Here is a 14,579-nt window from a genome sequence, read left to right on the forward strand (position 1 = left end):
CTTGGAGTGAAATAAAGTGAAAATCATCGTTCAAAAATTCGGCGGAACGTCTGTAAAAGATGACCGCGGCAGAAAGCTTGCCTTAAGCCATATTCAGGAAGCGGTCAATGAAGGATACAAAGCGGTTGTCGTCGTATCGGCCATGGGCCGGAAAGGCGATCCGTATGCGACTGATTCATTGCTTGATCTGCTTTACGGCGGACAGGATACGATTACCGAGCGCGAGCAGGATATGCTTTTATCATGCGGAGAAACGATTTCCTCTGTTGTGTTCGCCAGCATGCTTTTGGAAAACGGGATTAAAGCAGCTGCTTTAACCGGTGCGCAAGCGGGCTTTTTAACGGACAACAACCATACGAATGCAAAGATTCTCGAAATGAAGCCGGAGCGGCTTGTCAGCATGCTGGCCGACCATGATGCGGTTGTCGTCGCAGGCTTCCAAGGCGCGACTGCAAAAGGGGACATTACAACGATCGGCCGCGGCGGAAGCGATACATCGGCCGCTGCGCTCGGCGCGGCGCTGGACGCGGAATTTATCGATATTTATACAGATGTCGAAGGCGTCATGACCGCTGATCCGCGCATCGTTGAAAAAGCGAAGCCGCTGCCTGTGATTACCTATACGGAAATCTGTAATTTAGCCTATCAGGGGGCCAAGGTGATCCACCCGAGAGCCGTTGAAATCGCAATGCAGGCGAAAGTGCCGATCCGCGTGCGTTCAACCTATTCAAACGAGACGGGCACGCTCGTCACAAGCCATCACAACTCAAAAGCCGGAAGCGACGTTTTTGAGCGGCTTATCACTGGCATCGCCCATGTGAAAGACGTGACACAGTTTAAAGTCCCGGCAAAAGAAGGACAATATAACGTACAGACTGAAGTGTTTAAAGCGATGGCGAATGCCGGCATCAGCGTCGATTTCTTCAATATTACACCAAGTGAAATTGTCTACACGGTGGCTGGAAACATGACCGACCGCGCCTCTGGCATCCTGAAAGAATTGGGCTATGAACCGGCCGTGACAAGAAATTGCGCGAAAGTGTCAGCAGTTGGCGCGGGAATTATGGGCGTTCCGGGCGTTACCTCAAAAATCGTTACCGCTTTATCAGAAAAAGGCATTCCGATCTTGCAGTCTGCTGACAGCCATACGACGATATGGGTGCTCGTGCACGAGAAAAATATGGCGACGGCCGTGAATGCGTTGCATGAAGTGTTTGAACTGTCAAAATAAATATGATTGAATCATGATGAGGTGAAAAAAATGAATTTCGGAAATATCGCAACCGCAATGGTTACGCCCTTTGACAAAAATGAAAATATCGATTTTCAAAAACTGTCAAAGCTGATCGATTATTTAATAAACAATGGGACGGATTCCCTGGTGGTTGCCGGAACAACCGGAGAATCGCCGACGCTTTCCGAAGAAGAAAAGGTAGCGCTCATTCAATATTCCGTCAAGGAAGCGGCAGGCCGCGTCCCGATCATCGCCGGCACGGGAAGCAACAACACGAAAGCGTCGATCAAGCTGACGAAAAAAGCTGAAGAAGCCGGCGCTGACGCCGTCATGCTCGTCACTCCGTACTACAACAAGCCTTCTCAGGAAGGCATGTACCGCCATTTCAGAGCGATTGCGGAGGAAACATCACTGCCTGTCATGCTTTATAATGTACCGGGAAGAACGGCTGCTTCGCTCGCACCGGAAACGACGATCCGCCTTGCGGAGATCCCGAATATCATTGCGATTAAAGAAGCGAGCGGCGACTTAGATGCGATTACAAAAATCGTAGCTGAAACCCCTGAGGACTTTGCCGTTTATTCAGGAGATGACAGCCTGACACTGCCGGCCTTGTCCGTAGGAGCGAGAGGAATCGTTTCCGTTGCATCACATATCATCGGACCGGAAATGCAGGAAATGATCAAACATTATACAGAGGGGAACACGGCTCAGGCTGCTTTGATCCACCAAAAGCTGCTTCCGCTGATGAAAGGGCTTTTTGCCGCACCGAATCCGTCTCCATTAAAGACGGCTCTTCAGCTGAAGGGTCTTGATGTCGGGTCCGTCCGGCTCCCTTTGATTCCGCTAAATGAAGATGAACGACTCCGTTTAAGCAGCCTGATGAACGGCCTGTAAAAAACAATACGGACGAAAACGGTCATTCTCTTTTGGAGGGGATGACCGTTTGTCATATACATAATGGTTCTTGTTTTCTAAATTTAGATTCAGGTATAATAGGGACAAGTGATGATGGACGGGTACTTAGATTAGGAGGATTACAATTTGAAAAAAAATACAGAAAATATTAGAATTATCGCCTTAGGAGGCGTCGGAGAGATCGGAAAAAACCTTTATGTCATTGAAATTGATTCTGACATATTCGTGGTTGACGCCGGTCTCATGCATCCAGAAAATGAAATGCTGGGTATCGATGTGGTCATTCCTGACATTTCATATTTAATTGAACGATCTGACCGCGTAAAGGCGATTTTTCTCACACACGGGCATGAGGAAAACATCGGCGGCGTATTTTACTGCCTGAACAAACTTTCTGTGCCTGTTTACGGAACGAAGCTGACGCTCGCCCTTTTAAAGGAAACGCTGAAGCAGTACGGTGTAAACAAAAAGCCCGATTTAAGAGAAATTCATTCAAAATCTGTTATTACATTTGAATCGACAAAGGTGTCATTCTTTAAAACAAATCACAGCATTCCGGATTCCGTCGGTGTCAGCTTTAAAACATCCCTCGGGTCCATCGTGTGCACTGGCGATTTTAAATTTGACCAGACACCTGTTTTAAACCAGACAAGCGACATCGGCGAAATTGCCAAAATCGGCAACAGCGGTGTGCTGTGCCTGCTTTCCGACAGTGCCAATGCTGAGAAACCGGGCTATACGCCTTCAGAAGCAGTCGTCGGCGGAGAGATATCCGATGTAATGTACAATGCCGAAAACCGCGTCATTATTGCCGTGTTCGCGTCTAACTTTAACCGGATTCAGCAGGTCATTGATGCCGCGCTCCAAAACGGCAGGAAGCTTGCGGTTTCAGGAAAAAATATTTCGACGATACTCCAGCTGGCGATGAAGCTCGGGTATGTCACGGCAGATGAAGATCTGTTCATCCCTGTCCAAGAAGTTAAAAAGTATCCGAAAAGAGAAGTCGCGATTTTGACAGGGGACAACCATGGAGAGCCGCTCGCCGCATTGACCAGGATCGCAAAACAAGGGCATAAGCAGCTCGACATTGAGAAAGGGGATACCGTCCTGATCGCATCCTCCCCTATTCCGGGTCAGGAGCTTGTCTACTCCAAAGCGGTCGACCTCTTAACAAGAGCGGGCGCGCAGGTCGTTTTCGCCCAAAAACGCGTCCATGTATCAGGCCATGGCTGTCAGGAAGAACTGAAGCTGATGCTCAACCTGCTGAAGCCGAAGTATTTAATCCCCGTAAACGGTGAATACAGAATGCAAAAAGCGCATTCCAAGCTTGCCGAAGAAATCGGTATGAAACGGAGCGACATTTTCCTGATTGAAAAAGGAGACGTCGTGGAATTCCGCGGACAAAACGTGAAAATCGGCGATAAAGTGCATTCAGGCAATATTTTGATCGATGGACTCGGTGTCGGCGACATCGGTAATATCGTGCTCAGAGACCGCCGTCTTCTGTCCCAGGACGGAATCTTAATCGTTGTGATTACCCTTGATAAAAAGAAAAAACATCTTGTATCAGGACCCGAAATTATCACGAGAGGTTTTGTCTATGTCAGAGAATCTGAACAGCTGATCGTTGAAGCGACGGAACTTGTCAGGGAACTCGTCAACGAAAGCACAGAAAACGCCGTCGTCGAATGGTCCGCCTTAAAACAGGCGATGCGTGACGCACTAAACCAGTTCCTATACGAAAAAACGAAACGAAAACCAATGATCATTCCAATCATCATGGAAGTATAAAACCAAGAGATTTCTCTTGGTTTTTTTTCATGCCTTTTGCGTTGAATGAAAAAAACGCCATTGTCCATAATACAAAAGAAACTCGAGAAAGAGGTGAGCCAGATGGACTCAAACCGGATACAAAACGGGGACAGCCAGGGGGAGCAGCCGGCTAAGCCGGACGCAAAAGACAGTCTCGTCAACAAAATCCAGCAGCTCGGCGAAACGACACTCCCGCAAATGGGTCAGGATACCAACATTCACTGTCTGACCATTATCGGGCAAATTGAAGGTCACGTACAGCTTCCTCCCCAAAATAAAACAACAAAATATGAACACGTGATTCCCCAGATCGTTGCAGTAGAGCAGAATCCTAAAATCGAAGGGCTGCTCATCATCTTAAACACGGTCGGAGGAGACGTTGAAGCGGGTCTTGCGATTGCGGAAATGCTGGCGTCTCTGTCAAAGCCGACGGTCTCTATCGTGCTGGGCGGCGGACATTCAATCGGAGTTCCAATTGCGGTGTCCTGCGACCACAGCTATATCGCTGAAACAGCGACGATGACGATCCATCCGGTCAGACTGACAGGGCTTGTCATCGGTGTGCCGCAGACATTTGAGTATCTCGATAAAATGCAGGAAAGGGTCATCAATTTCGTGACAAGTCATTCGAACATATCGGAAGACAAATTTAAAGAACTGATGTTTTCAAAAGGCAATTTGACCCGCGATATCGGGACGAATGTCGTAGGAAACGATGCCGTGAAATACGGATTAATCGATGAAACCGGCGGAGTCGGACAGGCGATTCAAAAGCTGAATGAATTAATCGAACAAAACAAAGGCGCCCAGGAAGGGATGATCCAATGATTCTGTATACAACAATGCCGCAGGAAATCGTGTTCGCAGGGCAGGCGGAAAACTCGAACTTAAAACAGATCGATGTCAACGGCGTGCCCCTTTTAGTCGAAATGAACGGAGAGGAAGCAAGAGTCGTCCAAGTTCTCAGCACGAACCCGATGGATTTTTTAAAACAAGAAACAGCACCTGGGCAGACGCTTAAACTGACATTTTATAAATAGCTGAAGTGTCGCAAGGATAAATATGCTATAATAGGGGAATCCAGAGGAAAATCGCAGCCGAAAAAAGGCTGCTTTCTCTTTGTTTTTACATTTTTTAACACGCAGTAAGGTGATGGAACATGGCAAAAAGAAAACGAAAATCAACAAAGAAACAAAAACAAGGAAAAAAACGGATTCATCTTAAATTTGAATTGTACGGATTAATCTGTATCGCCATCTCGATTATTGCGGTTTTGCAGCTTGGCGTAGCAGGGCAAACGTTCATTTACATGTTCCGCTTTTTCGCCGGTGAATGGTTCATCCTTTGCTTTCTCGGCCTTTTTTTAACGGGTGTGTCTTTATTTTGGAAGAAGAAAACACCCAGTTTTTTAACAAGGAGAAAAGCGGGCCTTTACTGCATCATCGCAAGCATGCTGCTTCTTTCCCATGTCCAGCTGTTTCAGCATTTGACCGAAAGGGGAATCGTTCAGTCTCCGAGCGTAATCCAAAATACGTGGGAGCTGTTTCTGATGGATGTAAAAGGCGAGACAGGATCACCTGATCTTGGAGGCGGAATGATTGGAGCCGTTTTATTTGCGGCGTCATACTTTCTGTTTGCATCTGCAGGGTCTAAAATCATCGCCGTCTTCCTGATCTTGATCGGCCTTCTTTTGATTACGGACCGTTCGCTGCAGGAGACGCTGATCAAATGGATGACCCCGGTCGCGTCATTCATTAAAAACCAGTGGCAGGCCTTTTTAGCAGACATTAAACAATTGAAAAGCAGCTCGCCCAAAAAGAAATCAGGAAAAAAACAAAAGGCGCAGAGAAAACCGAAAGTGTCTGAAGAGCCTGTACAAGAAGCGGAGCTTGATCCAGATCCGGTGATTCAGTCAGAACCGATTATTTCAAGCTTTTCCGACCGTGATGAAAAACCCGAAGTTCAAGCGTACGAAGCTCAGGCGCCTGCCCCTGCCGAGCATTCTCCTGAGCCTGAAGCCGGTGAGGACATGCAGGCTACAGGCGCGCCCGAGATCACGTTCACAGAGCTTGAAAACAAGGATTATCAGCTTCCGTCGATTCAATTGCTGGATGAGCCGAAGCACACAGGGCAGCAGGCGGATAAAAAGAATATTTACGACAATGCCAGGAAGCTGGAAAAGACGTTTCAAAGCTTTGGAGTTAAGGCGAAAGTCACCCAGGTTCATCTCGGCCCGGCCGTAACGAAATATGAAGTCTATCCTGATGTGGGCGTCAAAGTCAGCAAAATTGTCAATTTAAGTGATGACTTGGCTCTTGCGCTCGCGGCCAAAGATATCCGCATCGAAGCCCCGATTCCCGGAAAATCGGCGATTGGAATCGAAGTCCCGAATGCGGAAGTCGCGATGGTTTCCTTGAAAGAAGTGCTCGAATCGAAACTGAATGACCGGCCGGATGCAAAGCTGATGATCGGACTCGGCCGGAACATTTCCGGAGAAGCTGTATTGGCAGAGCTGAACAAAATGCCCCATCTTCTTGTTGCAGGAGCGACAGGAAGCGGGAAAAGCGTCTGTGTCAACGGGATTATTACAAGCATTTTGATGAGGGCAAAGCCCCACGAAGTGAAGATGATGATGATCGACCCGAAAATGGTCGAGCTCAACGTCTACAACGGGATTCCGCATTTGCTCGCGCCCGTCGTGACAGATCCGAAAAAAGCATCGCAGGCTTTGAAGAAAGTCGTCAACGAAATGGAGCGGCGCTACGAATTGTTTTCTCACACGGGAACGAGAAATATCGAAGGGTATAACGACTATATTAAACGGATGAATGCCGCAGAAGAAGCAAAGCAGCCGGAGCTGCCATACATCATTGTGATCGTGGACGAGCTTGCCGACCTGATGATGGTCGCTTCCTCTGATGTGGAAGACTCGATCACAAGGCTTTCGCAAATGGCAAGGGCGGCGGGAATCCATCTGATCATCGCGACGCAGCGGCCTTCGGTCGATGTCATTACAGGGGTTATTAAAGCCAATATTCCGTCAAGGATCGCTTTCAGCGTATCGTCGCAGACCGACTCCAGAACGATTCTTGATATGGGAGGCGCTGAAAAACTTCTCGGCAGAGGGGACATGCTGTTCCTGCCTGTCGGCGCCAACAAACCGCTCCGCGTCCAAGGGGCCTTCCTGTCAGATGAAGAAGTTGAAAAAGTTGTCGATCACGTCATCACCCAGCAAAAAGCCCAATACCAAGAAGAAATGATTCCAGAAGAGACGCAGGAAACGGTCAGCGAAGTGACAGACGATCTTTACGACGAAGCGGTTGCGCTTGTCGTCAGCATGCAGACGGCGTCCGTGTCCATGCTGCAAAGGAGATTCCGCATCGGCTACACAAGAGCGGCGCGGCTTATCGATGCCATGGAAGAGCGGGGAATCGTCGGCCCTTATGAAGGTTCAAAGCCCCGTGAAGTCCTCTTGTCAAAAGAGCAATACGAAGAACTCTCTTCTTAAGAAGAGAGTTCTTGTTTTACATAATTTCATTATGTAAACTGGAAAACGTCTATTTATTTATTTGACAAAACATGATATAGTTATCCTCAATTAAAGGTAATTTGAATCTGATCTGTCAGACGGAGGGAAAACATGTCGATAAAAGCTGACAATCAACGGTTATGTTTAAAAGTGATTGATCGGATAAAAGATGATATTCAAAATGGGGTCTTTTGCGAGAATGAACGGCTCCCGTCTGAGTTTGAGCTGTCAAAGATGCTTGGTGTGAGCAGAACGGCTTTGCGTGAAGCGCTTAGAATGCTGGAAGAAGAAAACGTCATCATCAGAAGGCACGGAGTCGGATGCTTTGTAAATGCCAGGCCGTTATTTCTATCTGGTATTGAGCAGCTGAACAGCGTCACAAAAATGATCGAGCAGGCAAGCATGACGCCGGGAACCATTTTTATGTCTTCACAGGTTACCGCTCCTACCGAAGAAGATATGCTCCGGTTTCAATATGCGGAAGAAACCGAGATCTTTTTGCTTGAGCGGGTGAGAACGGCAAATGGAATGCCTGTTGTCTACTGTCTTGATAAAATACCTGTGGATATCCTCCCGGAAGGCTTTTCACACGAGCAGGAATCAATGTTTGAATGGCTTGAGGACAAATCCGGCGCCGTGATCAGCTATGCTGTTGCCGATATTGTGCCGATCGGGTATCACGACACCATTTCTCAAATTCTCGAATGCGATCCTGAAACATCTTTGCTGCTGCTCAAACAGACTCATTATGACCAAAACGATAAGCCCGTTTTATATTCTTTAAACTATTTTCGGGCCGATAAATTCAGATTTCACGTCGTCAGAAAACGTTTTTGATATACGGGCGCTCGATTAGGAGCGGCTGTTTTTTTTTGCCCATTAGCGCCCATACATAAATAAGCCCGCAACACGGAACAATAACAGATGGAAATACTGATGAATTGGGTGAAAAAAAGTTGAGCAGAAAAAAAGACATGAAAAGCATTGTTGCGCTGTCTTCGGTCCCGCTTGTGATGACGCTAGGCAATTCGATGCTGATTCCGGTTTTGCCGATGATCGAAAAAAAATTAAACATTTCTTCGTTCCAAGTGTCGCTGATCATCACGGTTTACTCTATCGTGGCGATTTTATGCATCCCGATTACCGGCTATATGTCAGACCGGTTCGGAAGAAAAAAGATCATGCTCCCATGTCTTGTAATCGCGGGAGCTGGAGGAGCTTTGGCAGGTTTGGCTTCAACTTTTTTCGAAGATCCGTTTGCGATGATTTTAGCCGGGCGCGTCCTTCAAGGTATCGGATCAGCCGGCGCAGCGCCGATCGTCATGCCGTTTATCGGCGATCTTTTTCAAAATGATGAAGAAATCAGCGCGGGACTCGGAGATATAGAGACGGCCAATACTGCCGGTAAAGTATTAAGCCCGATATTAGGGGCTTTTTTAGCATCTTGGGTTTGGTACATGCCATTTTGGTTTATTCCGGTCGTGTCTCTCGCCAGCTTTTTTCTCGTCTTGTTCTTTGTTCCCAAACCGAAGGACAAAGATGATGAAAAGCAAACATTAAAAAACTTCGCAAAAAACGTACAGGAGATATTTAAACGGGAAGGACGATGGCTTGTTTCCATTTTTGTCATCGGCGGGATCATTATGTTTCTTTTATTCGGAGTTCTCTTCTACCTGTCGGATACATTGGAGAAGCAGCATCAAATTGACGGGATTGCAAAAGGAGCGCTTCTCAGCATTCCGCTGCTTTTCCTTTCCGTCAGCTCCTACCTTGCCGGAAAGCTGATCGGAAACGACAAAATCAGAATGAAGGCCTGCGTACTGACCGGCATGGTCCTGCTGTCTCTGTCGTTTGCCGGTTTGTGGTGGAACCACAGCTTTTACCCGCTGTTTTTATTTATGTCCATCGGCGGCATCGGGATCGGGATTGCACTCCCTTCTTTGGATGCGCTCATTACCGAGGGAATTGAAAAAGAAGAACGCGGCACGATATCTTCGTTTTACAACAGTATGCGGTTTATCGGGGTTGCGCTCGGACCGCCGGTTTTCGCCTATATGATGACAAATGCGGATTGGCTGATATTCATCGTATCGCTTTTGTGCGGTTTAGCCGCCTTAGCGCTTGTGCTGTTTAATATCGACCCGAAAGAAGACGAAAGTGAAGCGGCAAAGACGGTGTAAATCTGCACCGTCTTTTTCATAAGGTTTTTAGTTTCCTTAAATCTCCTCCAGTTGATATAATTACAACCATACAGTCCAAGCGCATATGCTGAAATGTGGTCATAATACATAATATAAACAAGGACGAAGGAGGTTCTATATGACATACCTTAACGAAATAAAAAGAAAGCACCGCGGATTGACAAGCCACATCGTCAAAACGGAAAAATTCAAAACCGTCTCGATTATTTTTAAAATGCTTGCTCCTTTAACAAAGGAAGATGTGACAGAGAGGGCGCTTTTTCCGCATGTGCTTTTGCGGGGAACGGGCACCCGCCCCAAAACTTCAGAACTCAGAATGTATCTTGATGAACTTTACGGCACTTCCGTATCATGCGATCTCTCCAAAAAAGGGGAAATGCATGTCATTACATTCAGGCTCGATATCGCAAACGAAAAATTTTTAAAGGATCAGACACCGCTTCTGGAAAAAGGGCTCGAGCTTTTGTCAGAGATCATTTTTTCGCCGGCGCTTGAAGACGGAGCTTTTCTGCCGCTGTACGTGTCTCAGGAAAAACGCACACTAAAGCAAAGAATACAGGCGGTATATAACGACAAAATGCGCTATTCAAATTTGAGGCTGATTCAGGTGATGTGCAAAGATGAGCCATACGCGCTTCACGTCAACGGAGAGCTTGATGATGTGGACGGCATCACGCCTCAAAGCCTGTATGAAGCTTATCAAAAAGCGGTCACAGAAGACCAGCTCGACATTTACGTCGTTGGGGATGTGGATGAACAGCAGGTGGATTCGTACATTTCCAAATACTTCGAAGTAAACGAGCGGGAGCTGAGACCCGTTCCCAAGCTTGAGCAAATCCGCGCAAAGGAGCCTCAGGAAGTCGTCGAGGATGCGGATGTCAAGCAAGGCAAGCTGAACATGGGATTTCGGACGGGAACGCATTTTACGGATGATGATTATCCGGCGCTTCAGCTGTTTAACGGTTTGTTTGGCGGATTTTCACATTCAAAGCTGTTTATTAATGTCAGGGAAAAGGCCAGCCTTGCGTATTATGCGGCTTCCAGAATCGAAAGCTTTAAAGGGCTGATGATGGTGATGTCGGGGATTGAAGTCGGCAATTATCAAAAAGCCGTCGACATCATCAAGGAGCAGTTCCAGGAAATGAAAAAAGGCAGCTTTACAGAAGAAGCGATCGACCAGACGAAAGCGGTCATTAAAAACCAGATTCTTGAAACGCTTGATACACCGTACGGCTTAGTCGAATTTATTTATCAGCAGGCTGCCGCCCAAACCGAATTTTCTCTTGAAGACTGGCTTGGACGAATCGACAACGTCAGAAAAGCCGAGATTATCGAAGTCGGGAAGAAAATCGATTTGGATACAACGTACTTTCTCAAAGGGACGGAGGGAGCATCTTGACGAAAACGATCGAATTTAAACAGCTGAAGGAATCATTATATTACGAAAAAATGCCTGGCGGCCTCGATGTCTATGTTCTTCCGAAAGAAGGATTTAACAAGACATATGCGGTCTTTACAACAAAATACGGATCGATTGACAATCAATTTGTCCCGCTCGGAAAAGAAGAAATGGTCCGTGTGCCTGACGGAATCGCACACTTTTTGGAGCATAAGCTCTTCGAAAAAGAAGACGGCGATGTTTTTCAGCAATTCAGCAGGCAGGGAGCTTCGGCAAATGCGTTTACCTCCTTTACCAGAACGGCCTACCTGTTTTCGAGCACGTCCAACGTGGAAGAAAACTTGGAAACGCTCGTCGATTTTGTGCAGGACCCTTACTTTACGGAAAAAACGGTTGAGAAGGAAAAAGGCATCATCGGGCAGGAAATCAACATGTATGACGACAACCCAGACTGGCGTCTGTTTTTCGGCTTGATCGAAAACATGTACCAGGAGCATCCTGTCCGGATTGATATCGCAGGCACGATCGAAAGCATCTCGCATATTACAAAAGACCTTTTGTACGAATGCTATGAGACGTTCTATCACCCGAGCAATATGCTGCTGTTTGTCGTTGGTCCGGTCGATCCCGAAGCGATCATCCGCCAGGTCCGCGAAAATCAGCAGAAAAAGCCGTATACAGACCAGCCTGAAATCGTTCGCAAAGAAGTTGAAGAGCCTGGAGCAGTATTCAAAAAAGAACAGGAAATTAAAATGAATGTTCAAAGCTCAAAATGTCTCGTCGGTTTAAAAAGCGCTCATCCGATGAATACGGGAGAAGCCCTGCTGAAGCATGAGCTGACCATCAACCTCATTCTCGAGTGCCTGTTCGGCAAAAGCTCCAGCGATTATGAAAGAATTTATGAAAAAGGATATATCGATGAGACATTCAGCTATGACTATACTGAAGAACACGGATTTGGTTTCGTCTCTGTCGGCGGCGATACGCCTGAGCCCGACAAGCTTGCCGAGGAGCTGAAACAAGTGCTGTTCAAGGCGAAAGAAACGATCACAGCCGAAAAGCTGGAGCTGGCTAGAAAGAAAAAAATCGGCAATTTCTTAAAATCGATGAATTCGCCTGAGTATATCGCCAACCAGTTTACACGGTACGCTTTTCTGGAGACGAGTCTGTTTGATATCGTCACTGTACTCGAATCGATTACGCTTGAGGACGTTCACCGCGTCATCCAGGAAGAAATCGAAGAAGACAGAATCACCGTCTGCAAAGTCGTTCCAAAATCATAAAGCAAGGTCTGAAAGTTCAGCGTGTCAGGAGATTTTCCGATGCACGCTGAACCTTTCTTCTTTTGAACGGAAAGGTGGAAACATAGTATGACAAAACTCGCTCTTATCACCGGTGCAAGCGGCGGAATCGGGCAAAGCATCAGCGAAAAGCTGGCGCAAAACGGGTATGATCTTCTCCTCCATTACCATACAAATGAGCAGGCAGCCGCAGCACTTGCAGAAAGGCTGTCACATACATACGGCATTCACGCCGAAATCATTCACGGCGACCTATCCGACCCCGGCGGCGCAAAAGCCGTTTCCGCTTCCATCGGCGGGCGGGCGCTTGACGGCATCGTCTTAAACAGCGGTCAAAGCTTTCGCGGGCTTGTGACAGACATGACTGATGAGGCTGTGCAGGACATGGTGCAGCTTCATGTCTCAAGCCCGTTTCTGTTGACGAGGAATCTGCTGCCGGCGATGATCAGGAAAAAATCCGGTGCCATTGTAGCCGTCAGCTCCATTTGGGGTGAAACAGGGGCGTCGTGCGAAGTTTTATACAGCATGACAAAAGGCGCGCAAAATGTGTTTGTCAAAGCCCTCGCAAAAGAGCTTGCGCCAAGCGGCATCAGAGTCAACGCCGTTTCTCCGGGCGCTGTGAAAACAAGGATGATGGGCTCGTTTTCAAAAGAGGAAGAAGAGATGATCGCCGATGAGATTCCGATGGGAAGGCTCGCCGAAGCCGAAGAGGTTGCGGACGCCGTGCTGTTTCTGCTCTCGGCTAAGGCATCTTATATCACGGGTCAAATTTTGTCAGTTAATGGCGGCTGGCATTGTTAAAAACATGTATAGTTTGCGGTCCCCCAGAGAATAATAAGGCTGTAACTTCAAGAGAATGGAGGGGCCTGATATGTCCGTACTGGATAATTGGGATCAGTGGAAAAACTTTTTGGGCGACCGTTTGAACTATGCCCAAGAAAGAGGAATGTCAAACGAAACCATCTCAGATCTCGCATATGAGATCGGCGATTATTTGGCCGGTGAGGTTGATTCAAAAAACCATCAAGAACGAGTGCTCGCGGACCTTTGGAGCGTGGCTTCCGAAGAAGAGCAGCGCGCCATTGCGAATGTGATGGTTAAGCTTGTTGAAAACAACGGCTCGCATTAAGGAGAGAGTGTGTTCACTCTCTCTTTTTTATAGGCGCGGCTTTGTCAGCGGCACCGCTTTTGTTGTTTGCTTTCCGCCCCGATAGGGTAAACATCATCCAGGCGCCGTTACAGCGGGTTTTTCCCGATTATGGGAAACGGACGTTTTTCTTATTTAATCACAACATTCTGCTTTCTAATTGAGACAAAATGCTTTATGATAAAGGAAGGTAAATTTTTGCCACGATGATGGGTAGGGAGGTTATCATTTGGCAAAGCTCGAATGGTACTTAGAATATGAAATACAAGTCAACCGTCCCGGACTTCTGGGAGATATATCCTCTTTATTGGGGATGCTTTCAATTAATATTGTGACCATTAACGGCGTCGATACTCAAAGAAGAGGCCTCTTGTTAAAATGCCGTCATATAGATCAGATTAAGCGACTGGAATCGATTCTGAACACGATGGATACGATTAAAGTGACGAAGCTCCGCGAGCCGAAGCTTCGTGACCGTCTCGCTGTAAGGCACGGCCGCTATATCCAGCGGGATGCAGACGATAAAAAAACGTTCCGGTTTGAACGCGACGAGCTTGGCTTGCTTGTCGATTTTATGGCTGAGCTGTTTAAAAAAGACGGGCACAAGCTGATCGGGATCAGGGGAATGCCCCGCGTCGGCAAGACGGAATCAATTGTCGCTTCAAGTGTCTGTGCAAGCAAAAGGTGGCTTTTTGTTTCTTCGACACTGCTGAAGCAAACGATCAGAAGCCAGCTGATTGCCGATGAGTACAGTCCGGAGAATGTTTTCATTTTGGACGGCATTGTGTCGACGAGAAGAGGATCTGAACGCCATTTGCAGCTCGTCAGTGAGATCATGCGGCTGCCGGCGACCAAAGTTGTCGAGCATCCGGACATTTTCGTGCAAAATACGGAATATACGATGGACGATTTTGATTACATCATCGAATTGCGTAACAGCCCCGATGAGGTGATTACATATGAACATGCTGAAGAACCGCAGATGTTTGACCATTCAGGTTTTTCCGGCTTTGATTTTTAAAATGGAAGGTGTTTGTT

At 47.2% G+C, this 14,579-nt stretch carries 13 protein-coding genes; all 13 read left to right on the forward strand.

The window, feature by feature from the left end; all coding sequences use genetic code 11:
- Positions 1-16 precede the first annotated feature (16 nt).
- The 13 genes from dapG (at position 17) to LQ247_RS11650 (ending at position 14,562) form a co-directional block, all read left to right on the forward strand.
- Entirely contained in the window at positions 17-1,231 is a 1,215-nt protein-coding gene (gene dapG / locus LQ247_RS11590) for an aspartate kinase (protein WP_020451442.1), read from the forward strand.
- Between the two features lie 30 nt (positions 1,232-1,261).
- Complete coding sequence (dapA, locus tag LQ247_RS11595) at positions 1,262-2,131, forward strand: 4-hydroxy-tetrahydrodipicolinate synthase (RefSeq protein WP_020451443.1); 870 nt, start codon at positions 1,262-1,264, stop codon at positions 2,129-2,131.
- 147 nt (positions 2,132-2,278) lie between these two features.
- Entirely contained in the window at positions 2,279-3,943 is a 1,665-nt protein-coding gene (rnjB, locus tag LQ247_RS11600; RefSeq protein WP_020451444.1) for a ribonuclease J2, read from the forward strand.
- A gap of 102 nt (positions 3,944-4,045) precedes the next feature.
- Positions 4,046-4,792, forward strand: coding sequence for a ClpP family protease (locus LQ247_RS11605; protein WP_020451445.1), 747 nt, complete (start codon positions 4,046-4,048; stop codon positions 4,790-4,792).
- A complete protein-coding gene (locus tag LQ247_RS11610; protein WP_003181904.1) occupies positions 4,789-5,004 on the forward strand; it encodes a YlzJ-like family protein in 216 nt (71 codons plus the stop codon). The genes LQ247_RS11605 and LQ247_RS11610 overlap by 4 nt, the downstream gene beginning before the upstream one ends.
- A 119-nt stretch (positions 5,005-5,123) precedes the next feature.
- On the forward strand, positions 5,124-7,472 hold the full coding sequence (locus LQ247_RS11615; RefSeq protein WP_023857194.1) for a DNA translocase FtsK: 2,349 nt from the start codon (positions 5,124-5,126) through the stop codon (positions 7,470-7,472).
- A 132-nt stretch (positions 7,473-7,604) separates the two neighbouring features.
- On the forward strand, positions 7,605-8,330 hold the full coding sequence (locus LQ247_RS11620; protein ID WP_020451447.1) for a GntR family transcriptional regulator: 726 nt from the start codon (positions 7,605-7,607) through the stop codon (positions 8,328-8,330).
- 137 nt (positions 8,331-8,467) lie between these two features.
- Entirely contained in the window at positions 8,468-9,673 is a 1,206-nt protein-coding gene (locus tag LQ247_RS11625; RefSeq protein WP_231006104.1) for an MFS transporter, read from the forward strand.
- 139 nt (positions 9,674-9,812) lie between these two features.
- A complete protein-coding gene (gene yfmF, locus LQ247_RS11630; protein WP_020451449.1) occupies positions 9,813-11,093 on the forward strand; it encodes an EF-P 5-aminopentanol modification-associated protein YfmF in 1,281 nt (426 codons plus the stop codon).
- Positions 11,090-12,376, forward strand: coding sequence for an EF-P 5-aminopentanol modification-associated protein YfmH (yfmH, locus tag LQ247_RS11635; protein ID WP_020451450.1), 1,287 nt, complete (start codon positions 11,090-11,092; stop codon positions 12,374-12,376). Before yfmF ends, yfmH begins: the two co-directional genes overlap by 4 nt.
- A gap of 87 nt (positions 12,377-12,463) precedes the next feature.
- Positions 12,464-13,195: an elongation factor P 5-aminopentanone reductase gene (ymfI, locus tag LQ247_RS11640; protein WP_020451451.1), complete on the forward strand. Its 732-nt coding sequence runs from the start codon at positions 12,464-12,466 to the stop codon at positions 13,193-13,195.
- A 70-nt stretch (positions 13,196-13,265) separates the two neighbouring features.
- Positions 13,266-13,523 (forward strand): DUF3243 domain-containing protein, encoded by a 258-nt coding sequence (locus tag LQ247_RS11645; RefSeq protein ID WP_020451452.1) that lies wholly within the window; start codon positions 13,266-13,268, stop codon positions 13,521-13,523.
- A gap of 247 nt (positions 13,524-13,770) precedes the next feature.
- Positions 13,771-14,562: a YmfK family protein gene (locus LQ247_RS11650; protein ID WP_003181917.1), complete on the forward strand. Its 792-nt coding sequence runs from the start codon at positions 13,771-13,773 to the stop codon at positions 14,560-14,562.
- The last annotated feature ends 17 nt before the right edge of the window (positions 14,563-14,579 follow it).

The sequence above is a fragment of the Bacillus sp. BS3(2021) genome, assembly GCF_021043345.1.
Taxonomy (GTDB): domain Bacteria; phylum Bacillota; class Bacilli; order Bacillales; family Bacillaceae; genus Bacillus; species Bacillus paralicheniformis.